Source organism: Almyronema sp. (assembly GCF_052168255.1).
Lineage (GTDB): Bacteria > Cyanobacteriota > Cyanobacteriia > Phormidesmidales > Phormidesmidaceae > Sphaerothrix > Sphaerothrix epifaneia.
On the sequence record NZ_JBQLZL010000039.1, the window covers coordinates 77,787 to 104,770 of the forward strand.

Sequence of the window (26,984 nt, forward strand, 5' to 3'; positions counted from 1 at the left end):
ACATTTTAGTCGGCATTCCCTGGGCCAAACAGGTTAGTAGCGGCATCAGAGAGAGAATCAAAGAAGAGTAAAAAGCCTAACACATCTCTAAAGGGCTGGGTAAAGGTGTTTAAAGCGTAAGTAATCCGTGCCACTAAATTTCTGTTAACGATGATGACGTCATTGTTTTCGAGGGGGGGGTTTTGAGATAGATCGCCATCTAAAGCCTCATAGGTATTGATCCGTAGCGCCACTGCTTTGCCCTGTTCTGGGTCAAAGCGAATTAAAGCTACGTCTCGTAGCGCATTTCTATCAGCGTTAACCCCAATTTCAGTGATGGCATCTAAAAAGCGGCTACCGTTGGGTAACTGCACAGCTCTAAGAGCGCCTCCATTAGGAGAGTAGGTAAGGGTGCGAATGGTTACCCGAGGTTGTGCCAAGGTAGAGCGTGACACTAAATAGCGATCGTATTCGTCCAGTTCGCTTAGATCCAATCGAGGGACAAAAACCACATCCCCGTCGTCTAGTCGCAAATCGGGTAGGGCTTTGCCTTCTGCTAGGGGCGTAAACAAATCTACCGTTTCTTCAATGGTTTGGCCTTGCGGTAACTGCCGCTGAATTTGCACGGCTCGTAAGTCTGCGGTGGTGGTTGCGCCGCCGGAGGCTAGCAATGCAGTGGAAACGGTGGGAGCCGGGAGGGGATAGAAGCCGGGGCGAACCACTTCACCCAAGACGGTCACTTCAACCGACCGCTGAGCCAGTAGCGTTAGAGAAACATCTGGGTTGACGACATACTGGTCGTAAAGACTGCGAATCTTTTCTTCAGCTTGCTCTAGGGTCAAACCTTCTAGCGAAACAGCGCCCACGATCGGTACGATGACGTTGCCTTGCAGGTCTAAGGTTGCCTGAAAGCTAAGGTCGCCAAAACGCTGAACGCTGACAAAGATGGCGTCTCCAGGCCCCAAACGATAAACATCAAAATCAGGTTGGACAGGAATACCCAGCAGGCGATCGCGCAGATCAGGTGTCAACAGCGGTCGCTCAACCTCTGTTGGCACCTCTGGGAAAGCTGGCGGTAGCCCACTAGGAGGGACTTGATTCGTTTCCCAGTCAAATTCAGGCAAGGGATCTGTTTCCGCCTGCGAGGTTTGGCCCCATCCGGGGGAACTGTTGAACGCCGCCACACCCAAAAGTAAGCCACTGAAGACGACTGAGCGAGTAACCGGTAAAGACAGTCTTGGCAGAAGGTGCCAGCAGGTGAGCTGACAAAAACAAGATCGGTAGCAGAAGGAGTTCACAGCGGCTAAACGGTAGCGATGATGAAGTTATGGCTAGGGGCAGAATGCAAAAGCAGAATCAAGAAAGTCAGGTTTTCTGTAAAAGACTTTCAGTAATTGAGGTGTCTCAACCTGGGTGGCTATAGCTATCAATAGCTTTCAGCAAAATTGATCAGCCCTTTCGCCAGAGACGCGCTAGCTAAGCAGGGGTTCCAAACAAAGAAAGTAAGTTGGATGCAAGGGGCCCTGATTGCAAACTAGCCTGGACTTGACTGGCCAAATCACTCATTGAGGCTTCATAGGGTTCTAAGGAACTCAGAGGTTCCATGGCTGTAATCAGACACACCGCTACCCAAGGCAAACGCTGGCGATCGCGCCATTGCTTAATTTGGTCGGCAACAAACCAATGACTGGGTGAATAATGACCGCCATCGCTCCAAGCGTACCACTGCAGCACGGCAAATGTACCGCGCTCATTCCGTCCTCGAAAGAAGCGGGCTTGAACCGCTAAATCATCTGTAGTTGGCGATGATAGCCTGAGCGACTGCGGAGACTCAATTTGCCAGCCTTGAGATCCCATCAAATCGATCCACTCTACTTCAGGTTGCTCTGTATGCCAGGGCTGAGGCCGCAGGAGCAGCGTTGCAGTGGCCAACAGTGGCGTAGGATTAGGCGACTGCAACTCCATCAAAAACCAGTCGTGACCGCTAATCTCAACCGTTTGAGACTGAACCGTTTGCCAGTTTGCAATAGAAACGCCAGCTTCTGACACAGCCTTTAGCTGCTCAATACGCTGCACCTCAGGCGGCTTTGTCCAAGGCCAGTTACCCCCAACATAGTTTGGCAAGGCCGCGATCGCCACTAAAACAGCCAAAACCGCTATTAGTAAGCCTTTGGTCAATTGAGGAGAAAGCTTCAAAGACATGATTGCCGCATCCTGCTACAGAGTTGCTAAACAGCAGAGTCATGATCGATTTGCAGCGCTAACGTAGAGGGGATATAGCGCTGCACACCCCGAATCAAGACAATGAGCAAAAACAGCATAATGGCTGAATAAAGATCGCCCCCCCAGCTTTCGTGCAGCCAGTCAAAGGCTCCATTTTGTCCCGTACCGTGAAAAAAGCTCAGCAGCGTGTTGCGCACGATATTGCCAACGACGCTCAAAGCAATAGTTGCACTTAGAAATAAGCCTGTTTGTAGCCGCGATCGCCAAACGCCAGTCCAATAGAGCAGCATTAGCCCTACATACAAACTGGTGAAAAGCATCTTTAGCCCAGCGCAGTGGGGTGCCACTTCCACGGGTTGATTGTTGACCAACAGGTAGATTTGGTTGACATCCACATCAATGCCAAACTGAATGAGTAAAAAGCCAGCGGCTCCCGCAATAAAACGCTGCAAAGGCAAAATATAAGGCTCAATCAGATAAGGAGCTTGAGACGGCGTTGCTAAAGCCACCAGCAGCAGTGGAAAAGCTTCTAATCTCAGTCCTGCTGTTCCTTTCAGCACTAGACAAATACCCGTCAGCATCAGCGGCAAAGAAACGTTCATCCAGTCGCCTAGACCACTGAGGTAAAAGACTGTTGCAATTCCAATCAGCCCTAAGCCTACTGGATTTATTTGGGGCACGAGTTGTTGCCACTGCTGACGCTTTTCCCAGGCAATATAGGCGGCAAAGGGCAACCCGATCAAGCCATGACTAAAGTATTCGTGTTGAATACTGATGGATTTGTTAACCCAGCCATCGATCCAGTGCAACAGTAAAGGCCCATAAAGGGCTGCCAAAAGCAAGGCTAAGGCTATTTCTAACGGATGGCGTTCCAAATATCGCAAGTGACGGTTGGCTAACATATCGCTCTCCTTTAGGGGCTAGCTTTGAGAGGCTGACGCGAAGCTGGCTTAGCGGACTCTAGCTGAGCTTGCAAAGCATCAACCACTCGATCAATCTGAGCAAAGGTAAGGCCAGGATACATCGGTAGCGACAAAATTTCTTCGCACAGCCGCTCGGCTTGGGGAAATTCGCCTGCTGAATAGCCTAAATCGCGAAACGCTGGTTGCAGATGGCAGGGTAGAGGATAATGAATTCCCGTTTGAATGCCCTGTGCGGCTAGAGCCGACTGCAATGGCTGGCGATCGCTGACTGCTGTGAGGCGAACGACAAAAAGATGATAGACGTGACCTGTGCCAGCCTGATTGACAATAGGAAAAACGCCGAAGTCTTCTAATTGCTGCAGCCGCTGATGGTAATACTGAGCCGCTTGATAGCGGGCTTGGTTCCACTGCTCTAGATAAGGCAGCTTGATTTGAAGGGCGGCAGCCTGTAGCGTATCTAAGCGGCTGTTGGTACCGCCAGCTTCGGTGTGAAAGTATTTGCGGGTGGCCCCATAGTTCCTTAAGGAGCGAGCTTTTTCGGCGACTGTGGCAGTTGAAGTGACCAAAATGCCGCCATCGCCCAAAGCACCTAGATTTTTACTGGGATAGAAGCTGAAGGCAGCCGCAGTGCCCACCGACCCGGCGCGATCGCCTTCTCGTTCAGCTAGATGAGCTTGAGCCGCATCTTCAAAAATAATCAGGCCATGACGTTGAGCCAGTTGTCGAAGGGCGCTAGGCGATACCATTTGCCCGTACAAATGAACCGGAACAATCGCTTTGGTTTGAGGCGTAATGGCAGCTTCAGCCGCTGCTAAATCTATGAGTGCTGTGGTTGGGTCACAGTCTACCAAAATAGGTTTAGCGCCTGCCCGCAAAATACCAATTAACGTGGCGACAAAAGTGTTAGCGGGCAAAATTACCTCGTCACCCGCTTCAATTCCACAGGCTTGTAGCCCCAGCGCGATCGCATCTGTACCACAGGCAACGCCTATGCCATACTCAACCTGGCAAGCAGCCGCAAAGGCTGTTTCAAATTCACTCAGAGCCTTGCCTAAGATAAAGTCTCCCTGGTCTAATACAGCTTGCACAGTCGCCATTAGCTCAGCCTGAATGGGCTGATGTTGACTGGATAAATCTACAAAAGGAACCTGGGAAGCGTTTGTTAGGGTCATACAGCTAATGACGACAAGTTAACCAGCAACTAACCCTTACAACCACAGCATGATAACTGTGTTGTTTAGCTTAGTGTGGCTAGATTCGCAGGTCTTTGAACACCGTAAGATAATGAAGTGTTAATAAACCTTGCAACCATAGTTTCACTGAGCCGGGTGCAGTTACAGGGTTCCCATAAAGGTCTTCGGGAATGACAACTCCGTTTTTTTTGGGCACAAGAAGCCTTTAGCAATATGGACTTTACAACCGCACGTCAGTTTGTTGTCAATCAGATGCTGCCAACAGCAGAAAAATCTGATACTTTCTTGCAGCAGCTTCAACAACGAGAAGCGCCGATTCCAGGTCAGGTCACGTCTCTGCTGCTGGCGCTGAAAGCCCTATTTGAAGGGCTGCGCTCGGCTCAGCAACTAGATCGCGAATTGGCTTATGCTCTCTTTCGCTTGGCCCACGAAAGCCGTCGGGCGTTTGAAGCGGGCAAACGCGCCGGGGTGGAGTGGCCTCCTTTGTTAGACGAAGATCTCAGCCGTATCGCGATCGCCGTTACGAGTATTTTTGCGGATGAGTGGCAAGGCTAGCGCTAAAAGTTGCCTGGATTTAACCGCCGACCTGGGGTAAGGGTAGAAGGTCTAAGCTGAGTGCCTGTACCCCCATCCACCTCGTCTAAGAACGGTTGTAGATTGATACCGCTACTGCGGCGGCGGTTCAAGCCACTGCCGCCAAGTACCGCTTCAATCTGACCGAGGATATCGCTATTGTTGCCAGCAAAAGTGTTAATGCCTTCAGTTGCTTGTCCTTGGTCGGCAGCTACCAGGTTCTCAAAAACGCGATCGCGGGTGAGAACAGCATTTTGACCAGGAGGCACCGTAAACACAATACGGCAGCTATTGTCTTGTTCGGTGGTGACGCAAACAATGTCATAGCCATTGAGGCGATCGGTGCGCAGTTCTAGCAATCCATCGGGGCGATAAAACTCCAGACGCTCACTAATGACATCACAACGACGCTCAGCAGGCCAGTTGTCGCCCATAGCTTCGGGGACAGCCCAAGGATAGGTCTGCTCAGGCTGAGTAGAGGGGCGATACATGACGGTGTATTGGCCGTTGTTAAGCTGGCATTGAAATCGAGGCGATGAATCAGCAGCAGGCTCATTTTGGGGTTCAGTTGTCTGAGCTTGGGCTGGAAGAAGCATGCCTACGGTAGCCAATAGGGCGAACAAGCCACTCCTGAGTATGCGGTGAGGCGATTGAGCAAAGCGTAGTGTTTGTGGGGTCATCGGAGTTTCCTTTGAAGCTAATGCGTTGGGTAGACTTTTCAAGTTTGAGGGTGACAGTTCACTGCATAAAGGCAGTTTGCCCTACAACGTCGGCAGGTGTCGGTTTGCGATCGCCTATCATCGTTACCCAAAATAGTAAGGCTGTGATTTACCAGATGTCTCTACTAATGAGTCTATAAAATTGGGCCAGAATGTTCCCCGATACGCTGAGATTGCAGCAAACTTTGGCTTAAGCTTTAAGAGCAAAACCAGTCAAACTCAAGCTCTCTATGAAGGCGATCCAGGTTCATCAGTTTGGCGAACCCGCAGTCATGCAAGTGGCAGACGTTGAAGATTTGCAGCCTGCTGCGGCACAGGTTGTGGTTCAAATTCAAGCAGCGGGCGTCAATCCGGTTGATGCCTATATTCGAGCAGGCAGCTATAGCCGCAAGCCTGACTTGCCATATACCCCTGGAATCGATGGTGCTGGAATCGTGGTGGCCGTCGGCGAAGGGGTGACTCGGTGGCAAGTAGGCGATCGCGTTTATGGCGGCTGGCCGCTTAGCGGTACCTATGCCCAACAAGCACGCTACTCGGCTGAGCAAGTCTATCCCTTGCCTGAGCAGTTGAGCTTTGCCCAAGGGGCGGCTGTTTTTGTCCCTTGTTCGACGGCTTACCGAGCTTTGTTTGACAAAGGACAAGCCCAGCCAGCAGAAACGGTGTTAATTCATGGGGCGACAGGTAGCGTTGGTCTGGCAGCGGTGCAGTTGGCCAAAAGTCGAGGCTTAACGGTTATTGGCACAGGTGGTTCCGCGACAGGACGACAACTCGTCGTCGAACAAGGAGCCGATTATGTACTTGACCATCACGCTGATGATTACCTCGATCAGGTGATGGAATTCACGGCAGGACAGGGCGTAGCAATTATTGTAGAAATGCTGGCAAACGTCAATTTAGGTCACGATTTAGACATTTTGGCTTTAGGTGGACGCGTGGTTATTGTTGGCAATCGGGGCACGGTTGAAATAAATCCACGCGCCATCATGGCAAAAGAGGCAACCCTTACTGGACTGACGCTGTTTAATACGTCAGCTACCGCAATGAGCCAAATTCAGGCTGCTTTGCAAGCAAGCTTACAAAACGGTACGCTGACTCCAATTGTTTGCCAGCAACTCACCCTTACCGAAGCCGCTCAAGCCCATGAACAGGTTATGCTGTCTGGTGCCCAAGGCAAGATTGTGCTGCTGCCCAATCAGCCAGAGCAGACATGGGGTTAAAGCGACAGTCAGCTAACCGCCCTTTCCTGTACGCCGAAAGGGGTAAGTTGCCAGTTGGCTAGCCGGAGAACCTCAAGCTGCTTCTTCAAACACATCGGCAGCAAACATAGCCTTGGTGGCACTCAAATAAGGTTTGAGCATCGCCATTTGAGACTCTGTCAACAACTCGTCAAAATGCCGTTCTAGCAAAGCCAGCATTTGCCGCACCAGTCCCCAGCGTACATTCAGGGTGGGATAGAGCATGACGCACAGCGGAAACAGCTCTTGTTGAACTGCGCTGACGTTGTTTTCCAGCAAACAGACCCACAAATAGGTTTGAAACATTTCGGCATCGCGCAGGCTAGAGGCACGAACTGCACTATTGCTCAGTGGCCCGCTATAGCAACGGTGATGCGGATTGGCGTGCATAATCTCGTCAACCACTTGCCGAGCAATCAGGCTGCTATGGGGTAGTAAAGTTTGTACAACTTTGAGTACAGGAGAGCTGAGGGGGTGGCTAGCGGCAGCACTATAGGCTCGCTGCAGGGGCATATAGAGATGGTCATCAATGGCTTTGAAATAAAGCTGTAAAACTTCCTGACGCTCAGCGGCAATTAGCTTGAGCAGCAACTGCCCCGTGTAGTGAAATTGCATGCTTACAAAGCCAATTACCCTGGCATCTTCACGCGTATATTTGGCTCGAATACTGCCTAGCTCAGGCGCTAGATCTGTCGCAAAGCGCTCTGGTGAAATACCATCGGCATAGCCAACAAAAGCTTTGTCGTAGATGGTGTAAACATCTTTGGCGATCGCCCAAGGATCGATCAGATCTGGGTTAATCTGGTGCCGAATCACTTCTTTCGCCAGCAAGACCTCAGTTTGCGTCCAAGCCTGCGCACTCACAGTCCGTAATTCTTGATTTAAATATTGGGCGATCGCCTTGCGGGCATCGGCTTCGGTAACCACGTATTTTGGCTGCTGGGATGTATTGCCTTTAACCTGTTGCACGTAGCGTTTAGCCCAGGCTTTAGAAAAAGAATGGAGTTGACTAAACGAGTTAGACAGCGAATGATCGAGGGCTCCCCAAGCAATTTCCATGACCCATACTCCCTTTTAGATAGATGCCGCTGTTGGTAGCCGATGGCTTACCGACAGGGTTTGATCACCATCATCAGGGAAAGTACTTAACTTTTGCTTAATATATTTATATTTCTTTGAGAGGTACCGACTTTCGTTAAATTTTGTTGAGCAGTGTAAAGATATTTTTCGGGTGCTGCTATTTTTTAATCTGCGTGACGCGCCAGCTCAGCTTGAAATTAACCCAAAAATTCCAGAGGGTGACTACTGCGATCGCGATTAGGTTAGCTAGGTAGCGATGCTGCTGTCCAAACACCACATTAAACAAAAAGTTCAGCAGTAGGACGTTCAAAACCAAACCAGCCAAACAAATGGTGTTGAACTTTAAGAAGCGCTTGATCCGGGCATTCCAGCCTTTCTGAGCCTGAGCAATATCGGCAAAAGTCCAGGCATCATTCCAGAGAAAATTGTTGAGGATGGCAATTTCTGCAGCAACGATTTTGCTGCGGGTTAACCCCCAACCTAATGTACTGGGGTCGCTCAACAGATACAGCACCGCCATATCCACAAAAACGCCACTTAGACCCACAATGCCAAAGCGGAGAAAACGTCCGACAGGGAACTGGCGACGCAGTCTAGCAATACGTCCGCGCGATCGCAAACGAACCAAATGACCCAGATAAGTCAGATAATGCTGCCAGGTAACTTTACTTTCGCCTTCTTCGCGCTCTTGAAAGACGTAGCCCACTTCTCCAATGGTTTCAACCCGACCCCGGCCAATGACTTCTAATAAAATCTTGTAACCCATGGGGTTTAAGCAAGGCCCAGCGATCGCGCTACGATGCACCATAAAGTAGCCGCTCATCGGATCGCTCACCCGCCCAACCACATTGGGCACAATTAGCAGCCCCAACACTTGAGCCCCACGCGACAAAAAGCGGCGAATGAAGCTCCACTCGCTCACCCCGCCGCCTTCGACATGGCGACTGGCTACGGCCAGGTCAGCACCATTCTGTATCTGCTTCAGTAGCTGAATCAAAATCTCAGGTGGATGCTGCAAATCGGCATCAATCACTCCCAAAATATTGCCTCTAGCAACCTGCCAGCCACGAATGACCGCTGACGAAAGTCCTCGCTCAGTTTCTCGCCGCATGACCCTCAGTTGAGGATAGTGAGGAGTCAGCGCTTGAGCTATCTGCCAGGTTTTATCAGGGCTATTGTCATCTACCAGAATTAGCTCATAATCCCCTGGCAGACAGTCATCCAATAGCTCAGTCAATTGTTTGACGATTTTGGCGACGTTTTTGCTTTCGTTGTAGGTCGGCACGATCAGCGAAAACTGAATTAAGGGGGCAGACGAATCGGCGGCTGCTCCAACTTGTAGGGGGCCAACTGGCACAGGAATCAGAGCATCTGTATAAGTCATTGTCTGATAAAAACAAATATCAATCGGCAGGGGTTGGGTCGGGTCACAAAATGCTCGGTCTAAAGCCGCTCATAGGCGGTCAAGCTAAAGCGGTCAAGCGACATAGTACCTGTCAGTTCTTGCTGCGCTGTCGGGGCATAATTTTTTGCCAAAGTTGAAGTCACCGATTGCCGAATCTGGTTAGTTTCAGCCGCCGTTTCGGGCTGGTTCCAGAGAGGATCATGCGCCTCTAGCCACAACACTCGTGCATAGGGCGTTGTCGCTGAGGCCGATAGAACTGTTTTTAGGGTACCCGGCAACTCAGCAGGAGAGACAGCCAACAAATCAACGGACGCTTCGCTGGGAACGTAATAGGCTAGACGGCAAACGTGACCCCACGCTTCGGAATTCATCACCAGCAAGGTTGGTTCGGGCGCGGTTTGTATTTCCTGAGATACTTGCCGAAAAACCTGTCGTTCCCGACCTGCCATATCGCCCAGATCAATCACCAAATAGACCAGCAGACAGAATGCAATCACGGAGCGCTGCCACTTTGGAGGCAGTTGCATCATCCACACAGTCGCAAGCAGCAACAAACCGGGCAGAATGAAAATCACGCTGCGGCCATAGCCCCAAGCCAGAGTGGCACGGCCACTGACAAGATCCATCCCTAACGCTAAGAGCAAGGGTAAAACCCCCAAGATCAAAGCAATGCTGGCTAGCTGTAATTGCCCTTTATAGAAAAGTTGTACGACCATGCCCGCTAAGAGCAAACCCAGCACCAACCCAACTACGATGGGCATAAAAGCGGGCAGCGAGGTTACCCAATCTCCCAAGCCTAGCTGAATACCTATTACCTCTAAAATGCCCTTGACATGCTGCAATATGCCGTTCAATAGGGTTGGGCTGCTGGCAAATCGATCTAGATCGGCGTTGCGAAGCTGCTGAGGTAAGCCCCAAGCGTACCAAGGCGAGACGATTACGATACCGATTGCTAGGCAAAGACCATACTGCCACCAGCCCCTGCGGCAGCGAATAAGCCACGGACGTTGCGGGTCAAGCGTTATCAACGCCAACACACCTAAGGCCATCAGCCAGAGGGCATATAAATAGAACGTCATCAAACCGCCAACTATCGCTGCTGTCAAAACTATGGCCCACAGCCAACGCTGGCGTCTTGGCAGGCGATCGCAGGGGTCGTAAAGCGCTAGGGTCGCCCAGCCGCTCAGGGCTACCCACATTACAGTCGGCGCATACATCCGCATATTGAGCGAATGAAACCAGAAAAAAGGATTCAACCCTAATAGCGCCGCCATTAGTAAGCCCGCGCGATATCCCAACAAGGCTCGTCCCATGCCAAACGCCGCAACCATCGCGACCAAGCTTAGAAGCAGGTTGAGGCTGCGCAAGCTACCTTCAGCGGTGCCTGTGACAAATAGCCAGACATACTGAGCCAGAAAGAAGAGGGGCGGATGAGGCTCTTGGCCGACAATCCCCTGCAAAAGAGGTTTGAGCAGGTGCAAACTTGCAGTTAAATTTGATAGCGGTGGTAAGCCCAACAGTTGGGTATAGTCTGCTAGGGCAACCGGATGATTGGGAGGGGTGAGATAGCTAGTTTTTTGACCTGTTGACAGCAACAGGGATAGGGCTTCGTCGTACCAAAGTTCTCGCACACCGACATAGCAAACGCGAATCAGCACAGCTACCCCAATAGCCCCTAGAAGCAAGGTTTCTAAGCGCAATGTCTCAACCGTTTTCTTTAACATAGTCTGGTTTTTCTTTTCCCACCGCTGACGGTTTGTTGGCCAAAATTGCCGGACTCAAAGACTGCCATTCCCCTTTAGTCAGTTTTGCCAGAGCGTCTGAAAAACTAACGAGGACTCAAGCTCAACTTGTTTTAGTTGGGTTATACACTGGATGAGAAAAGCCGGAGATCTGGTTGTGCGATGTTGAGTGATAGCAGGCTATAGCTGTTTATTGTTGACTAAGCGTTGATTGGGCGATCGCTCCTTTCTTGGTTTATGACGTTAACCCTCTGCATGATTGTTAAAAATGAGGCGGCTAGAATTGGCGGTTGCCTCGACAGCGTCCAATCAGTAGCTGATGAAATTGTCGTAGTCGATACTGGCTCTACTGACCAAACTGAGCAGATAGCGCGAATGCGGGGGGCGCAGGTTTACGCCTATGAGTGGCAAAATGACTTTGCCGCAGCCCGTAACTTTGCTTTAACGAAAGCTAGCCAAGATTGGATTTTAGTGTTAGACGGCGATGAAAGGTTAGCCCCCCAAGCGGGCGCTCAGCTCAAACGGCTGCTGGCGGGTCAAACGATCAATGGCCTTTCGCTAGAAACGGTTTTGGCTTTGAACCTGATCCGTCAGGAAGTTGGAGCCAACCAATCGCCCTATACGCTAGTCGCTCGCTTATTTCGCAATCGAGCGGATATCTGTTTTGCTCGCCCCTATCATGAAACCATTGACCAAAGCGTGCAGGCAATTTTGGCTCAAGAACCGAGCTGGCGAGTGGTGGACTGGCCTCAGGTGGCTCTTTTGCATGAGGGCTATACGGCTGAAGCGATCGCCACCCAAGACAAGTTTAACCGAGCTAAAACGAGCTTAGAGGGCTATTTGGCGCATCATCCTGACGATGCCTACATTTGCAACAAGCTAGGTGCTCTCTACACGCAGACGGGAGATTGGCAGCGGGGCAGCGAATTGCTGCAGCGAGGGTTAGCAGCCGTGCAAGCCGCCAATTCAGAGATGGAGGCAATGACGCTGTATGAACTGCACTACCATCTAGGGTTAGCCCAGCGACAGGCACGCGCCCTACCGGAGGCAATGAATCACTACCAGCAGGCGATCGCCCAACCCATTTTAGCCAAACTAAAATTGGGGGCTTATCTCAACTTAGGGGCTGTGCACATGGCTCAGAAACAGGTTGATGCGGCTATTACCTGTTTCCGACAAGCTACCGTTATTGATTCCACCTTTGCGATCGCCTTTTACAACCTGGGTATTGCCTACCGCACCAAAGGCTATGGCTATCTTGAGCCAGCGATCGCCGCCTATCAGCAAGCGATCGCGCTACAGCCTGCTTACGCGGCGGCTTATCAAAATCTAGGAGTAGCTTTGTTTAAACTTGGTAAACTGCCTGAGAGTCTACAAGCCTTTCAGCAGGCGATCGCACTGTACGAAAAGACTGATCCTGCTGCCGCTGCTCACCTCAAACAAGAACTCAAACAGCTAGCGCTGCCCAAGCAGTAGCAGCTCAAGCCGTCGTCGTCACAGATGTGTCGGTTTATATCCGGTAGTGCGGATCATCCCAGCCGTAAGAAGCCGGTTTGCTATGGGGTGAACGAGGCGATCGCGGTTGTCGCTGCCGCCAAGCCACTTCACCCCCATAGGTACCAGGACGCCAGGTTGTCGTCGGCTGATCAACCGGGGGCGGCGACTGCGCGGCGGTAGTCTTCGCTCGAATAATAGACTTAATTCGCTTGAGAACATCTTCCCAAGAGAGATCGGGCTGTTTTAGCAGTTCTCGAAAAGCTTGTAAAATCGCTTGAGAATCGACTTCTTCTTGGAGGTTGAGGGGCTGAGAAAGCCGAATCGGATCAATCTGCACGGCAGCGAAAGCCTGACGCACAGCGTGAACAATTTTGCTGCGCAACTCGCCCTGAGCTTTTTCGACTTGGTGTTCCCATCCCTTTTCGCTAGAGGCGTAGAGAGCGGGTAGACGATTGAGGGCATAGGTTTCGACTTCTGCCCGTTTAACATATTTTGATACGCGTGATGGTAATTTTTTGAGCTGCTGAGCGACTTCTTCAGCAACCAAAATTTCCATTACGTTGATGTACTCCCGTTTCGGGGCTGTGGGAACCACGGCCATGATTTGTAACTCGCAATAACAGCATAGGGTGAATGATGCAGAATCCCTGATAGCCAAGCGCTACCTGCTGCTTGTCAGAGCCTTATCCAAAGATGCAACTTGAGAGCTGGCTGCCAACTCGGGTTGCTGGCTCGAATGCTAATAGAGTATCAACCTGCAATGGCTAGATGCATGAGGTTGTTCTATTGAACTTTGAAAGAGGTAAACCTCTCAAAAATGTTCTAGAACCCTAGCGATTGTTCAGAACCTGAAATCTATTTTTACTAAAGTCACAGCCAAATCCAAAACCACGAAATATCTTTATAAAAAGTTAAAGATGTATTTACGAGATTTTACGTGAGCAACAACAAGTACCAGGCCATTAAACCTCTATTTTAGAGATTATAAATCTGTTTTAACAACTAGAGATACATCGTCCCTTTCAGCAATTCTGTAAGTTTTTGCCAAATTTACGCATAATTGCGTAGAAACTAGTCAAATATGCGGATAGTCCGCGCCTGACGCGGCTAGGCCAGCGAACCGTCAGTCCGCTAGCCTAAAGCTCGCCAAACAATACCTAAGTAGTGAGCAATTCAGCCGGAAGGCGCTTAAAGGAAAGGCGCTCGTTTTCGACATCTACATAGATGGTGTCCCCCCCCGTAAATTCGCCTCGTAAGATCGCTTTGGCGATTTGAGTTTCAAGTTCGCGCTGAATGGCTCGTTTGAGTGGACGAGCCCCATAAACCGGGTCGTAACCCACTTCAGCTAGAAAGTCTAAAGTGGCTTCTGCTAGGCGTAGCGCCATCTTCTTATCGTCCAAACGCTTGGATAGCTGCTGAACCTGCAATTTGACAATTTCTCGCAGCTGTTCTTTGCGCAGGGCATGGAAGATGATAATTTCATCGATGCGGTTGAGGAATTCGGGGCGGAAGTTAGAGCGTAGGGCGTCTAGGACTCGCGATCGCATTTCATCGTACTGCTCATCATCTCCCGCTACATCCAGAATGTACTGAGAGCCAATATTGGAAGTCATGATGATGATGCTGTTTTTGAAGTCCACGGTGTGGCCTTGAGCATCGGTTACACGTCCGTCATCCAAAATTTGCAGCATGACGTTAAACACGTCGGGGTGAGCCTTTTCAATTTCGTCAAACAGGATCACTGAATAAGGTCGCCGCCGAATGGCCTCTGTAAGTTGCCCACCTTCGTCGTAGCCGACATAACCCGGAGGGGCACCAATCAGGCGAGAAACGGAATGCTTTTCCATGTACTCTGACATGTCAATCCGTACCATCGCGTCTTCGGTATCAAACAGGTAAGCGGCTAGGGCTTTACCTAACTCGGTTTTACCAACCCCGGTAGGCCCTAAAAAGATAAAGCTCGCCGTGGGACGATTGGGGTCAGCTAGCCCCGCTCGCGATCGCTGAATGGCATCCGCCACAGCGGTAACCGCTTCTTCTTGACCAATCACCCGCTGGTGTAGCTCGTCTTCTAAGTTGAGTAGCTTTTGCATTTCTGACTCAACCAGCTTGCTGACGGGAATGCCTGTCCATTTTGAGATGATTTCGGCAATGTCTTCTTCCGTCACTTCTTCTCGCAGCAGCGAAGCCCCGCTGGTTTGAGCGTTGGCCAGCTGCGCCTCGGCTTGTTCAAGTTCTCGCTGGAGGTCGGTCAATTTGCCGTACTTCAGCTCGGCTGCTCGGTTGAGGTCGTAGTCTCGCTCAGCTTGCTGAATCTCGATATTGACTTGGTCAATTTCTTCTTTCAGCGATTGGATGTGGTCGATGCTGCCTTTTTCAGCCTGCCACTGAGCATTGAGGGTACGCTGTTCTTCTTTGAGGTCAGCAATTTCTTTTTCTAATCGATCTAAACGCTCTAGAGACGCGGGATCGGTTTCTTTTTGCAGCGATAGCCGCTCCATCTCTAGCTGCAGGATTTTGCGATCGACCTCGTCTAGCTCCTCCGGCTTGGAGGTAATTTCCATCTTCAGCTTGGCGGCGGCTTCGTCTACTAGGTCAATAGCCTTGTCGGGCAAAAAGCGATCGCTAATGTAGCGCGTAGATAGCGTGGCGGCTGCCACCAGGGCATTGTCAGAAATTTTTACCCCGTGGTGGACTTCATAGCGCTCTCGCAGACCTCGCAAAATGGAGATCGTATCTTCTACACTGGGCTGATCGACAAATACCTGCTGGAAACGCCGCTCCAAGGCTGCATCTTTCTCAATATATTTGCGATATTCATCTAGGGTGGTGGCTCCGATGCAGCGCAGCTCACCGCGTGCCAGCATCGGCTTGAGTAGGTTGCCAGCATCCATTGCGCCTTGGGTGGCACCAGCGCCTACGACGGTATGGATCTCGTCGATAAAGAGAATCACCTGGCCGCTTGAGTCGGTGACTTCTTTTAAGACTGCCTTGAGCCGTTCTTCAAACTCGCCGCGATACTTGGCTCCAGCAATCAATGCCCCCATATCTAGGGCTACCAGCTTGCGATCGCGCAGCGATTCAGGCACATCGCCTTTGACAATCCGCTGGGCGAGTCCTTCGGCGATCGCCGTTTTACCGACACCCGGTTCACCGATGAGCACCGGATTGTTTTTGGTGCGGCGCGAGAGAATTTGCACCGTGCGGCGAATTTCATCGTCGCGGCCAATTACCGGATCTAACTTGCCTTGGCGGGCAAGCTGGGTCAGGTCGCGGCCATATTTTTCTAATGATTCGTACTTACCTTCAGGATTTTGGTCGGTCACCTTTTGATTGCCTCGAATCTGAGTGATGGCATCTCGTAGCCGATTTTCGGTGATGCCAAACTCTTGAAAAAGACTTTTACCAAAGCGATCGTCTTTGAGATAGCCCAGAATCAGGTGTTCAATTGAAATAAAGTCGTCGCTATATTCTTTGCGGTAATTTTCTGCTCGATCGAGTAAGGAATCAAGCGATCGCCCTAAGTAGACAGAAGCCCCACTACCTGATACCTTGGGCTGCTTTTTGATAAAAGCGTCGGTGCGATCGCGCAGTTGCGGTACAGCCACTTCTAGCTTATGCAAAATACTGGCTGCTAAGCCGTCTTGCTCTAGCAGAGCGGCCATTAAATGTTCGCTCTCAATTTGTTGGTGTCCAGACTGCTTAGCAATATCTGGGGTGCGGGCGATCGCCGCCCAGGCTTTTTCAGTAAACTGATTGGGGTTGGTTGGTTGCATGGGCACTCTCCCCGGCTAACAATTACGTGTCGTCAACACAATATGTCTGCATTGTAGGCAGGCTGAGGCGATCGCAGGGATCGGTGTTTACGATTTTTCTCAGGGGGGTTGCCGTCTAAGGGGAGTTCTGGCGTCAAAAGTAAAGAGAAACTTTTGAGGTGCTAGCCCTCTGCCTCGCTGTTAACGCCGTTGAGAAGCGATAGCCTAGAACAGAGTTATTTTGATAGCGGGAAGGCGCAAAAGTCTGTGAATCAAGCTGAGGCGTTACGGGGGCTGCTCAAAGCAGTCGCCCAAGGTGAAGTTAGCCCGGAAGGGGCCTTTACCCAACTTAAAAATTTAGATTTTGAACCCATTGCTGACTTTGCCAAAGTCGATCATCATCGAGCCATTCGGACGGGCTTTCCTGAGGTGGTTTGGGGCCCAGGGAAAACGGTAGATCAGATAGTGCAGATTATGGAGCGGCTGCGGCTGCGCAATTCGGTGGTCATGGCCACTCGGATTACCCCAGAAGTTTACGCTCAACTCCGCATTGCCCTGCCAACGCTGATTTACGACGAAATGGCTTGCATTTGTGCCCTGGTGCCCGATCCGGTGGTGCCCCAATATCCAGGGACAATTGCCATTTTGACGGCTGGCACCGCCGATCTACCCGTGGCTCAAGAAGCGGCTGTGACGGCTGAGTTGTCGGGCTTTCGGGTGCGGCGGCTGTGGGATGTGGGCGTAGCCGGTATTCATCGGTTGCTCAGTCATCGCCAGGTGATTGACGAAGCTGAGGTGCTGATTGTCGTAGCGGGCATGGAGGGGGCTTTACCCAGCGTCGTGGCTGGGCTAGCCAACTGTCCGGTGATTGCGGTGCCGACCAGCGTGGGGTATGGGGCTAGCTTTAACGGTCTAGCAGCCTTGCTGACAATGCTCAATTCTTGTGCCGCTGGCATTGGCGTTGTCAATATTGACAATGGCTTTGGCGCAGCTATCTTGGCCGGACAAATTTTGCGGACAGCGGCTAAACTCAAAAACGCTGGCTAGGGTTAGGGCATGGTAGTAGATTATGACCTGGTGATAGTGGGGGGGACGCTAGAAGCCCGTCAAGCCGCGATCGCTGCTGCCGCTCAAGGGGCACGAGTCGCCCTGGTTGAACCGGAGGTCGATCGGGTAGCGCGATCGCTGCAAGCGACCTATTTGAGCCAGGTAGAGGTTTGGCAGCAATGGCACCATCGCCTACCAACGGCTAATTGGCAAAGCTGGCAACAGTGGACAGCTAGCGTTAGTCAACAGCAAGCAGCGTTGCGATCGCCGCAGAGCCTGTTAGCCCAAGGAATTGATTATATTGAATCACCGGGGCAGTTTTGTCAGCTACCGCAGTTGGCGTTTGCCGTCAATCGCCGCTTACTTACCGCCAGCGCCTATTTGATCGCCACGGGCTTTTTTACCCCCCTGCCGCCGCTGCCAGGATTGCCCCCGCAGATCTACACCCCCGAAACGCTGGCTCAACTCCCCGAACAACCCCAGCGGCTAGCTGTTTTAGGTGCAACGCCTGCCGCTTGGGCGATCGCTCAATTATTTGCCTGTTTAGGAACGCAGGTGACTTTGCTGCTAGATGACACCTGGCTAAAACAGCCAGATCTAACGCTAAGTCACTGGCTGATTGCCCAGCTAGAGGCCGAGGGCGTTGAGATTGCCGCTTTGGCTGCCGTGAAACAGTTCACCGCCAGCGAAACGACTGATCAAATCTGCCTAGGGCAAAGCGAAGTGAGCGTTGATCAACTGATTGTGGCTTCAGCCCCCAGCCTGTGCAGCTTTGACCTAGGCTTGGAAAAAATTGCGGTGAAACAAGATGGCTTTGGGCCAATCACAGACGACCACTTGCAAACCCTGCATCACCGCATATTTGTTTTAGGCAGTGTATTAGGACGGCAGGGCATCCGGGCGATCGCGCCGACAGAAATAGCTTTGACGATTAAAAATGCGTTGCTGTTACCGCGCTTTAGCCTGACTCGTCGAGCTGTGCCGTGGTCGATTATGACAGCGCCCGCCGTCGCCAGCGTTGGGATTACGCCTGAACAAGCAAAAGCCTGGTATGGCAAAGATGCTTGGTTTTTTAAGCAGCCGCTTTATCAGGTCGCTCAAGCCCAGCTATTGAACCAGACAAGGGGCTTTTGTCGGCTGATTGTGCATCGCAACGGTGAAATTTTGGCCGGACAAATCGTATCGGCGCAAGCGAACGAGCTGATTCAGCCCATCGCGCAGGCGATCGCAGAGCAGCAGAGTATTCGGGCAATTGCGCGATCGCCTTACCTGCCTCAAAGTCTATCTGCCATCCTGGTGCAAACGGCTCAGCAGTGGCAAACGCGCCACCACTCAGTCGGCTTTTGGCGACGAGACTGGCTAGAAAACTGGTTTAATTGGCGGCGATCGCGCTAAAGAGGCGCTAGGCTCAAGCCGCTCAAACAATGAGCCAAAACCACCCAGCGACTAGGCATTGCCTGCAAAGCAAACAATAGAGCCGTAGAGCCAGACAGCGGCTCTAGAAAAGGCAAAAGGCTGAGGGCAGAAGGCAGAAAAAAGCTTTTCTGTCAGCGGCTTTCAGCCTTTTAAGGGTCTCACTGTCCTATAGGGACTGCTCAGACAGATGAGCTGTTTGAGCAGCCGCTACCGATGAAATGAAACAACCCGGTCTAACTGGCGAGTTCCTTCACCTTTTTCATGATGCCGCTGGGGTCAATGCCTTGGTGAGGATACTGCTCCCACAGCCCTCCACAGCCTTCTTCGTGGGTTCCTATATGGGCAAACTTAGGCGTATAGCCCCGCTCTAGCAGCCAAGAGCCAAAGCGCATACCCAAACCCGTACGACGATTAAAAGCTTCTGTGACCAAGACAAAGGGCGCTTTGCCTACTTTTGCCATCATGTCTTCATCGACGACATTGAGCGTTGGCTTGTTAATTAGCCCCACCTCAATGCCTTCTTGCTTCAGCCGCTCGACTGCGTCTAAAGCGCGATATAGAGAATCGCCAAAGGTGACAATATAGCCCGCTGACCCTTCTCGAATCACCTCATCTTTACCAGGGGTAAAGGTATAGTTGCCCGCAAACATTTCATTGCCGTCGGCATCTAAGATCATCGGCACCTTAGACCGGGTCGAGAAGATAAAGCGCAGCCCCGGATCGCCAAAGACTTTTTTAACGCAGGCTCTCATCTGATTGGCGTCGGCTGGAAAATAAAGCCGCGTCTCATGGCCATCATCTAGACCATTATCGGCAAACATGTTGTTGATGCCGAAGTGGCAGGTGTTGTCGGCCATGTCATCAATTCCAGCGTGGGAGAAGTGACAAAGCAGATTAGCAAAGTTGAGCCGCGCCATTGTGATTTCAGAGATTGACATCTCTAAAAAGGCGCTAAAGGTGGCATAAACCCCTTGCTTGCCTTTCTCCATGCCAAAGCCTGCCGCCGCCGACAGGTTGCCCCGCTCCATGATGCCACCGCTGACAAAAATTTCAGGGTAGGCCTTGCGTATTTGGGTCAAGCCGCAAGAGCCTTCGAGGTCGTTGTCTACCACCAGCACGCTATCTTTGCGATCGCGCTCACTCATTCCCCCCAGCACCTCTACCATGGCTTCGCCAAAAACGTTGCGGTTAGAGCCAACCTTGTCGGAAGACCCCAAAAAGGTGTAGCCATGCTTGGGCTTTTCGATACTTTTGAGCATCTCAACCGCCGCATTTTGGCCGCGAGATTCCAGGTAGCGAATGGCCGCATCTACTGGGATAACATCATGGCCGTGGGTGGTGCCTTCAATACCTTCAATGCCAACACTCATGGCTCGCTTATTGACAAGGGCAACCGGGCCAGGGGTGCTAATTGCTTCACAAATTCGGGCGTACAGACCGTCTAAGTCTTCGCCATCACCTTCTAGCACCTTCAGACCGTGCCCTTCTAAGGTTTGGCGCACACTAAAGCCAGGTAAATACTCGGAGGGATGGCCTGCAATGGTCACGTCATTGTCGTCAATAATTAGCTTGACGTTGAGGTGCTGAGCCACTGCTAAACGAGCCGCCTCGGCATCATTACCTTCTTGCTGAGAACCATCTGATCCTAAGCAAAAAGTTGTTTTGCCCGGATTAGCCAGTGCTACCCCATTAACAAAAGGCCAGATATGACCCAGACGACCCCCGCTAAACTTAACCCCAGGTGTTAGCCCCAACTCAGGGTGCCCCGGCAGCTTTTGATGGGCTTCGCGGTAGTGCATCAGTTGTTCAGCCGGGAGATCACCTGCTAAAGCTGACAGCAAATACTGAGTGGCTACGCGGTGTCCAGCTTCGTCAAAAAAGACGGGCACAAATTTGTCAGGGTTGCCGCGAAAGAGGGCATCGAGAATCATTACTTCGGGCACCGTATCGTAAGGGCCACCCGTATGACCGCCAACCCCTCTAGCCGCACCGGTTGCAGTAAAAAAGACGATGGCGTCCCGGCAAAGCTGAATGTTGGATTTGAGCGCTTGGCGCTGTTCGTCCGTCAGGGTAGATACGGCAGGATCTAGCGAAATATATTGGTAAGCACCTAAATCAATGGGAAAGGTAGCTTGAGCAACAGTCATAACTTTTTTCTTCTTGCGGCAGGGTTAACGGTCAAGCGTGAATTTAATCAGTTCACACCACAGTCCAGTTAAGGCTTTTGATTTATCTTCGATGATGATGGGTATCAGCGTCTACCAAGATAAAGTTAAAGCGGAAGCGTCCCCTTGGGCAACCGCCCTAAGGGTGAAGTTGGGTCTACAGATAGAGGCTCAATAGAACAAATCCCCCCATTCTGGCAGTATGCAACGCGACAAGGTCACTGGAAATGAGCTGGCCGTTTGAGCAGATTCGGGCCTGGTTATCAAAAAAGCGGGCTGATGTTATTGAGCAAGATGACCTTGGGCCTTTACCCGCTGCGATCGCTCATCAGATCGACCAAAAGCTGCAAGCTTCCGGGATTCATCCTACCTATCGGCACCATTTACTCACGGTTCTAGACCAGCATTTGGCGGCGTGGCAAGCGGACAACCCGACGGCCAACAGTCTGGCAATTTTGCACAGCCCGGTGGAAGCGCTGACGCCCATCTTGCAGCACACGTTGCAACATTGGCCAGCGGCAGCCAACTACAGGCTACATTTTTTGCCGCTAGAGGTGCGCCCCAACCAAACCGACGATATTAGCCAACTACTAGAAACAGCGCGATCGCAGATTTTGACTGAACTTTCGCTGCAACCGTCTAGCGATCGCCCTAGCATTGTCATTATTCCGCGGCTAGATGTTTACTTTTTGCGCTGTATTGGGGGATGGCAGGCAATAGAGCAACTGCGGGATATGGTGACAGCCGATCTATCTCGGTTTTGGCTTATTGGCTGCAACGGCTGGGCCTGGACTTATTTTGATATTGTTTGTCAAATTGAAGCTTACCTAGAGCAAACCACTCAGCTCCCTGAACTAGACGGTGAGCAGATACAAAATTGGTTACAACCTTTGCTCAAAAGCTTAGATGGCCCCATTCACCATGCAACCAAGCGAACGCAATCGACCGAATCAAGTTCCCCAGCCGAAAAAGCAGCGGCGCTCTACGCTGATTTAGCCAACATTTCCCACGGCATTAGCAGCGTTGCCGTACAGCTCTGGTGGCGCTCTTTAGGCTATGAGCTAAACACCCCTGAACAAGACGAGGCTACCTCGCCCGCCCCCCCTGCCGAGGCCGATATAGCCAAGCTTTTTCAAGTTGGGCACTTGAAGCAGCAGCGCCCTAGCTATCCAGAGATGCCTAATTTATCAGCCATTGAAGACTATTTGATTTATTCGGTGCTGCTACACGGCAGTGTCACCGTGGCGCAATTGGCGATTAGTTTGGGTGAGCTAGAAGGGCAGGTACGAGCCCAGGTGCAAAAACTCTTGCGGCAGGGCATTTTACGCAACCAAGACGGCATGATTACCGTAGCGCCTGCCTACTATCCCAAACTGCACGACCGACTGCGGCAAAACAACTTTGTCATTGGAGGCGATCGCTAAGCATGCATTTACTCAAAGCTGTAGCTAGCGTCGATCTGCTGTTACAAAGCAACACACCTAGCGATTTCGCCAAGCGCTGGCTGGCTGAAATTAACTTTTCTACCGTACTGTCGGCTTTGACTGCCCTGGCGATCGCCTATGGCGTGCTGTTTGCCATTGATACCCTCACCGATTGGGTTTCAGAGCGGGTACCCCGACGGTTTCGGCTATTGACGAAGCAAGGCTTACCGTTTGTGCGGGCGCTGGTACTGCTAGCCGCCATTGTCTATGTTTCCAATTTGTTTTTAAACCTGTCGGCTCGTAACCTGTTTGCCCTAACGGGGACGCTGGCTGTTGCCCTAGGGTTTGCCTTTAAAGACTATGTCAGCTCCATTATTGCTGGCGTTGTTGGCCTCTACGAAGCACCTTACCGAGTGGGCGATCGCGTTCGCATTGGTGACACCTACGGCGAAATTATGGACTATGGCTTGCGCCGCATCCAAATCCGCACCCCCAGCGATAGCTTGGTCAGCGTTCCCCACAGCAAAATTTGGACTGAACCGATCATCAATGCCAATAGTGGCGAACTCGAAGCCCAGGTCGTCACTAATTTTTATTTTTCTCACGCGGTCAACGTCGCCCAAACCCGACGCATTTTGTACCAAACCGCCTACAGCAGCAAATATACCCGCTTAGATTTGCCAGTAGTGGTCATTGTGCAAGAGCAACCCTGGGGTACTCAGTTCAAGCTCAAAGCCTATCCCATGGATGCTCGCGACGAGTTTTTATACCAAACTGACTTAATCCAGCGGGCTAAACAATATTTTGCTGATCACGCTTTTGAATACCCGCAGCTTTCGGGCTATTTAGAAGGGCTAGAAGGGGGGGCGGCGGTGGGCGAGTAGGCTCAAAGCTGTCGGCTGCAGGCAAAATGAAAGGTTTTCTCGCAGCGGCTTTCGCCAGTTTGGGTCGTTCAATTTTAGTGGCGATCGCGCTATTTCAAACCTCACCCCAACCGGGCTGCAACCGCTTCTTTAGCGGGCTATAGAACTTGAAATAGGCAACTGATCCCGCTTGTCGCAACAAGGCTTTTGTTTGAGAATCGGCTCCCATGCAGCGTTGGCAAAGCGGATTTTTCACCTGCAGGCGATCGAAATTTTGCCGTAGCTGGCAAGCCGGAGCGCTGGCCAAAATTTCACTCAGCGGTGTCTGCTGTACGTTTCCCAGCGGGATTTGACCTTCAAAGTCTTTGCAGCAGGGGACAACCGTACCATCGTACAAAATTCCGGCCTGTTGACTGGCACCGTTGCAATAGCCAAATTGAGCCGTGACCACGCGATCGCTTTCGACATTTCCCCAGCTATCTAGCGGAAACACTTCTAAAGCCAGCTTCGGACTTAACTCAATGATCTGCCAGCGACCTGGTTTATAACGGCTGATCCGCTGCTGTAGGGTTGTTGCTTTGGGAGCGGCGGCATACCCTGCTAGCAGACGCTTAGCCCAGTTATACAGCTCTTGCTGCATCTGCGTTTTACCCGCAATCACCGAAAGCGGTTTGTGCGGCACTAAAAAGGGATGGGGCGTTGTGTCTAGAAACTTTAGATGCACCCGCGTAGGGGAGTCAGCCGCCAGGTGAGCCTGAACATAGCGAGTGATCCCGTCGAAGTATTGCTCTGGCTTGAGTTTAGGCGGTGCCCCCCGAATCGTAAAAGTTTGAGGGTCTGGGGTTTGTAGCGAAATAGTCAGCTTAGGCAGGCCAGAGGCCACTAGGCGCTCAATGTGGTCAGGTCGCAGGTGAAAGGTGCTGCCATTGGTTGTCAGGTGCAGCGCCAACCCCCGTTCAACCGCTCGCTGGATGGCCATAAAAATAAACGGATAAATCAGCGGCTCTCCCATCAGATGAAAAGTCACAATACGGGCCAGTTGGCGATCGCTAATTTCATCGATCAGGCGTTCTAACAAAGAAAAATCCATGTGACCGCGCGATCGCTGCATGATAGCGTCTGGACAAAATTCGCACTTAAAATTACAAACATTGGTGACTTCGAGATGGAGTCGATCTAACCGATGCATAAGTGTTGATCCGCAATGAGTTGCCCTACTTTATCAACTGGCTTTCGGCTGAAAATGAGCGGTAGCTGAAAAGACACCCCTGTTTTTGTGAACAAAGTAGTCTGAATCAGTCAAAAGGTTATTTTCAGATGCCGTAAACTTGACTAGTCTCTGTAGAGACGGGCGACTTTCTCATTCCTAGCCCTGCATGGAGTTTTCTGCTGCAACTGCCCTTTCTGAGCTAGCCGAGCTTGAACTGCGGCTGCGGTTGCTGCTGCCTGCCGATCTCTATGCTGTCGCCTGGGTGGATCCTAGCCCAGCCACGCTGATGCAAATTTTTGAACATTTGCGCACGTTGCAGCATCTACTCACCAACTACGTGCCCAGAGAGGTCTGCGATCGCCTGCCGCGTCCCGGCCATCCTCAATACCGCTGGCAGACAGGTAGCCTGCTCTTTACAGATCTTGCTGGGTTCACCCGGTTGCTAGAGGCTAGCGCCACCCAGGGCAGAGCCGGGGCAGAAACCCTTTTAACCCTGCTCAACCGTTACTTTGCTCAAATGATTGAAATTATCAGCAAGTCTGGTGGCAATCTGCTGGAATTTACAGGCGATGCCCTGCTGGTACAGTTTACGGGCGACGGTCAGCGCAACGAAGTAGAGCAAGCTGTCCACGCGGGGCTAAGAATGCAGCGAGCCATGCAGGATTTTGCCACGTTAAAAACTCCTCAAGGTTGCTTATCTCTCAAGATGCGGGTGGGGGTGCATGCGGGTAGCTTTGTCACTGCCGATATTGGCACGCCAATGCGGATGGGCCATGTGCTGCTGGGTCGAGCGGTACAAATTGCCAAGCAGGCTGAAGGCGAGGGAGAAGTCGGCTGCGTGTCGCTGACGCAAGCAACCAGCGATCGCATTCGTCAGCAGTTTCGCTTACGGGCGGGTCACCCCGGTCATGTCTTTGTCGTAGACGATTTAACGACGGCAGGGCTAGGAGAATACGACATTACGCTCAATCGGCGGCGAGCCGCTACGCCCATCTTGTTTGACCGCAGCCTGAGCGGATTGATTGCTGAAGTGCAGGCAGCGGTACAGATGATTGAGCCACTCGCTAGCTATTTACCGCGATCGGTGCTGCAATTACTGGTAGACAATGCCGCTCAGCGCAACATTCCGCCCGCTTTCCCTACGATTGCTGTGGCTTTTGTCAACCTGATGGGGTTGCCAGAGTCAGTCGATGACGCCCGCCCAGAAGAAATTGGCAACATTGTTCACTGTTTCTCGCAAGCCTTTGCCCTGATGAACGGAGCCGTTGAGCGCCGCGGCGGCATTTTGCAAAAGGTCACTTACCACTCGGTCGGATCAGAAATTTTAATTCACTTCGGCGTCCTCAACCCTGACGAAGGCGATGCTCAGCGGGCATTTGAAGCCATTTTAGCCATTCGCCATTTAATTAACCAAATTCCACCGCCGCAAGTTCAAGGAGAAACTATCCAGCTCTCCTGTCGGATGGGCATGACTTACGGCCCTGTTTTTGCGGCTGAAATTGGTGCCCCTAGAGGTCGCCGCGAGTTCAACGTGCTAGGCGATACCGTCAATACCGCTGCCCGCTTAATGAGTCGAGCCAAGCGCAATCAAATTCTAGTGAGTGAAGCCCTATACCAACAAATTGGCGATCGCTATGAAGCTCACTTACTCGGCAAGCTACTGCTCAAAGGAAAAACGCAGCCGCAACCCGTCTATAGCTTCGACTAAACCCGGCCTAAAAACTCAGCGGTAAACCATCTTGAAAGGCCAGCAGTTCTCCCGGCTGCAGCGGTGTCCAAACTTCATTGTCTGTCAAAGGTGCCGTGGTAATGACAGCGACGCGATCGCTGGGCGTTGTTAGCTCTTGAAAATCAACCGTCAGATCGGCGTCAATCAAATGAGCCGCCGCAAAGGGAGCCTGCCGCACCAAGTAGCACAGCTTAGTTGAGCAATGAGCAAAAAAGTGTTCGCCATCCGAAAGCAAGTAATTAAAGCTACCTTTAGCCGCGATCGCCTGTGTAACTGTCCGCAAACCTTGGTAAAGCTGGGCGATGGGTGGCTTTGCCGCCGGAAACTGCTGCCGTAGCGTATTGAGAATCAAGCAAAAAGCTCGCTCGCTATCGGTTTGGCCTACTGGTCGATAAAATCCAGCCGTCTCCGGATAAAAGTCAGGCAGATCGCCATTGTGAGCAAAGATCCAGTAGCGACCCCATAACTCCCGCCGAAACGGGTGGCAGTTTTCTAACGCCACCTGCCCAAAGGTTGCCTTGCGAATATGAGCCACCACATGCGTAGACTTGATCGGATAGCACCGCACCAGCTCTGCCACCGGAGACGCACAAGAAGGCTTTTCGTCAACAAACATACGGCAGCCTGCCCCTTCAAAAAAGGCAATGCCCCAACCATCTTGATGCTCGTCAGTTTTGCCACCCCTAGCGGCAAACCCTTCAAACGAAAAACAAATATCGGTAGGAACGTTACAGTTCATACCTAGTAGCTGGCACATAGCCGTTGGCTGCCCTTGTCTGAGTGACCTCGTTCACCGATTGTATCGA

At 51.5% G+C, this 26,984-nt stretch carries 21 protein-coding genes; 8 read left to right on the forward strand and 13 right to left on the reverse strand.

Annotation, left to right across the window (positions count from 1 at the left end; translation table 11 throughout):
* Nucleotides 1-5: 5 nt before the first annotated feature.
* The 4 genes from ACTS3T_RS09005 to ACTS3T_RS09020 form a co-directional block, all read right to left on the reverse strand.
* Entirely contained in the window at nucleotides 6-1,163 is a 1,158-nt protein-coding gene (locus tag ACTS3T_RS09005) for a polysaccharide biosynthesis/export family protein (RefSeq protein ID WP_462934913.1), read from the reverse strand.
* A 292-nt stretch (nucleotides 1,164-1,455) separates the two neighbouring features.
* Nucleotides 1,456-2,181, reverse strand: coding sequence for a cyanoexosortase B system-associated protein (locus ACTS3T_RS09010; RefSeq protein ID WP_377964187.1), 726 nt, complete (start codon nucleotides 2,179-2,181; stop codon nucleotides 1,456-1,458).
* Nucleotides 2,182-2,207: 26 nt separating this feature from the next.
* Complete coding sequence (gene crtB / locus ACTS3T_RS09015; RefSeq protein WP_377964189.1) at nucleotides 2,208-3,104, reverse strand: cyanoexosortase B; 897 nt, start codon at nucleotides 3,102-3,104, stop codon at nucleotides 2,208-2,210.
* Between the two features lie 11 nt (nucleotides 3,105-3,115).
* Nucleotides 3,116-4,297, reverse strand: coding sequence for a DegT/DnrJ/EryC1/StrS family aminotransferase (locus tag ACTS3T_RS09020; protein WP_377964191.1), 1,182 nt, complete (start codon nucleotides 4,295-4,297; stop codon nucleotides 3,116-3,118).
* 234 nt (nucleotides 4,298-4,531) lie between these two features.
* On the opposite strand from ACTS3T_RS09020, the gene ACTS3T_RS09025 reads away from it, so the two are divergent.
* A complete protein-coding gene (locus tag ACTS3T_RS09025) occupies nucleotides 4,532-4,873 on the forward strand; it encodes a Dethiobiotin synthetase (protein ID WP_377964193.1) in 342 nt (113 codons plus the stop codon).
* 2 nt (nucleotides 4,874-4,875) lie between these two features.
* Here the strand turns inward: ACTS3T_RS09025 and ACTS3T_RS09030 are convergent, their stop codons facing one another.
* The gene (locus tag ACTS3T_RS09030) at nucleotides 4,876-5,571 is read right to left on the reverse strand and encodes a COP23 domain-containing protein (protein WP_377964195.1); all 696 of its coding nucleotides are present in this window, start codon (nucleotides 5,569-5,571) and stop codon (nucleotides 4,876-4,878) included.
* Nucleotides 5,572-5,840: 269 nt separating this feature from the next.
* On the opposite strand from ACTS3T_RS09030, the gene ACTS3T_RS09035 reads away from it, so the two are divergent.
* Nucleotides 5,841-6,827 carry an NADPH:quinone reductase gene (locus ACTS3T_RS09035; RefSeq protein ID WP_377964197.1) on the forward strand — a complete coding sequence of 329 codons (987 nt, stop codon included), beginning with the start codon at nucleotides 5,841-5,843 and terminating at the stop codon, nucleotides 6,825-6,827.
* A gap of 72 nt (nucleotides 6,828-6,899) precedes the next feature.
* On the opposite strand, the gene ACTS3T_RS09040 is transcribed toward ACTS3T_RS09035, so the two are convergent.
* From ACTS3T_RS09040 to ACTS3T_RS09050, 3 genes are all read right to left on the reverse strand, one after another.
* Nucleotides 6,900-7,904, reverse strand: a complete 1,005-nt coding sequence (locus ACTS3T_RS09040) for a hypothetical protein (protein ID WP_377964199.1) — start codon at nucleotides 7,902-7,904, stop codon at nucleotides 6,900-6,902.
* 178 nt (nucleotides 7,905-8,082) lie between these two features.
* A complete protein-coding gene (locus tag ACTS3T_RS09045) occupies nucleotides 8,083-9,309 on the reverse strand; it encodes a glycosyltransferase (RefSeq protein ID WP_377964201.1) in 1,227 nt (408 codons plus the stop codon).
* A 59-nt stretch (nucleotides 9,310-9,368) separates the two neighbouring features.
* Nucleotides 9,369-11,054: a glycosyltransferase family 39 protein gene (locus ACTS3T_RS09050; protein WP_377964203.1), complete on the reverse strand. Its 1,686-nt coding sequence runs from the start codon at nucleotides 11,052-11,054 to the stop codon at nucleotides 9,369-9,371.
* 255 nt (nucleotides 11,055-11,309) lie between these two features.
* Between ACTS3T_RS09050 and ACTS3T_RS09055 the strand changes: the two genes are divergently transcribed.
* The gene (locus ACTS3T_RS09055) at nucleotides 11,310-12,548 is read left to right on the forward strand and encodes a tetratricopeptide repeat protein (protein ID WP_377964205.1); all 1,239 of its coding nucleotides are present in this window, start codon (nucleotides 11,310-11,312) and stop codon (nucleotides 12,546-12,548) included.
* A gap of 34 nt (nucleotides 12,549-12,582) precedes the next feature.
* On the opposite strand, the gene ACTS3T_RS09060 is transcribed toward ACTS3T_RS09055, so the two are convergent.
* Together ACTS3T_RS09060 and clpB are read right to left on the reverse strand one after the other, a co-directional pair.
* Nucleotides 12,583-13,170, reverse strand: coding sequence for a late competence development ComFB family protein (locus tag ACTS3T_RS09060; protein WP_377964207.1), 588 nt, complete (start codon nucleotides 13,168-13,170; stop codon nucleotides 12,583-12,585).
* Nucleotides 13,171-13,726: 556 nt separating this feature from the next.
* Entirely contained in the window at nucleotides 13,727-16,345 is a 2,619-nt protein-coding gene (gene clpB, locus ACTS3T_RS09065) for an ATP-dependent chaperone ClpB (RefSeq protein WP_377964209.1), read from the reverse strand.
* 246 nt (nucleotides 16,346-16,591) lie between these two features.
* On the opposite strand from clpB, the gene larB reads away from it, so the two are divergent.
* Together larB and ACTS3T_RS09075 are read left to right on the forward strand one after the other, a co-directional pair.
* Nucleotides 16,592-17,371: a nickel pincer cofactor biosynthesis protein LarB gene (larB, locus tag ACTS3T_RS09070; RefSeq protein WP_377964211.1), complete on the forward strand. Its 780-nt coding sequence runs from the start codon at nucleotides 16,592-16,594 to the stop codon at nucleotides 17,369-17,371.
* Between the two features lie 9 nt (nucleotides 17,372-17,380).
* Nucleotides 17,381-18,766, forward strand: a complete 1,386-nt coding sequence (locus ACTS3T_RS09075; protein WP_377964213.1) for an FAD-dependent oxidoreductase — start codon at nucleotides 17,381-17,383, stop codon at nucleotides 18,764-18,766.
* A 254-nt stretch (nucleotides 18,767-19,020) separates the two neighbouring features.
* Here the strand turns inward: ACTS3T_RS09075 and ACTS3T_RS09080 are convergent, their stop codons facing one another.
* Nucleotides 19,021-20,934, reverse strand: a complete 1,914-nt coding sequence (locus ACTS3T_RS09080) for a transketolase C-terminal domain-containing protein (RefSeq protein ID WP_377964215.1) — start codon at nucleotides 20,932-20,934, stop codon at nucleotides 19,021-19,023.
* 245 nt (nucleotides 20,935-21,179) lie between these two features.
* Between ACTS3T_RS09080 and ACTS3T_RS09085 the strand changes: the two genes are divergently transcribed.
* Together ACTS3T_RS09085 and ACTS3T_RS09090 are read left to right on the forward strand one after the other, a co-directional pair.
* A complete protein-coding gene (locus ACTS3T_RS09085) occupies nucleotides 21,180-22,376 on the forward strand; it encodes a hypothetical protein (protein WP_377964217.1) in 1,197 nt (398 codons plus the stop codon).
* Nucleotides 22,377-22,378: 2 nt separating this feature from the next.
* Nucleotides 22,379-23,260 (forward strand): mechanosensitive ion channel family protein, encoded by an 882-nt coding sequence (locus ACTS3T_RS09090; RefSeq protein WP_377964219.1) that lies wholly within the window; start codon nucleotides 22,379-22,381, stop codon nucleotides 23,258-23,260.
* A gap of 94 nt (nucleotides 23,261-23,354) precedes the next feature.
* Here the strand turns inward: ACTS3T_RS09090 and ACTS3T_RS09095 are convergent, their stop codons facing one another.
* Nucleotides 23,355-24,428 (reverse strand): radical SAM/SPASM domain-containing protein, encoded by a 1,074-nt coding sequence (locus tag ACTS3T_RS09095; protein ID WP_377964221.1) that lies wholly within the window; start codon nucleotides 24,426-24,428, stop codon nucleotides 23,355-23,357.
* 187 nt (nucleotides 24,429-24,615) lie between these two features.
* On the opposite strand from ACTS3T_RS09095, the gene ACTS3T_RS09100 reads away from it, so the two are divergent.
* On the forward strand, nucleotides 24,616-26,157 hold the full coding sequence (locus ACTS3T_RS09100) for an adenylate/guanylate cyclase domain-containing protein (RefSeq protein WP_377964223.1): 1,542 nt from the start codon (nucleotides 24,616-24,618) through the stop codon (nucleotides 26,155-26,157).
* A 7-nt stretch (nucleotides 26,158-26,164) separates the two neighbouring features.
* Here the strand turns inward: ACTS3T_RS09100 and ACTS3T_RS09105 are convergent, their stop codons facing one another.
* A complete protein-coding gene (locus ACTS3T_RS09105; protein ID WP_377964225.1) occupies nucleotides 26,165-26,935 on the reverse strand; it encodes a class II glutamine amidotransferase in 771 nt (256 codons plus the stop codon).
* Nucleotides 26,936-26,984: the final 49 nt, after the last annotated feature.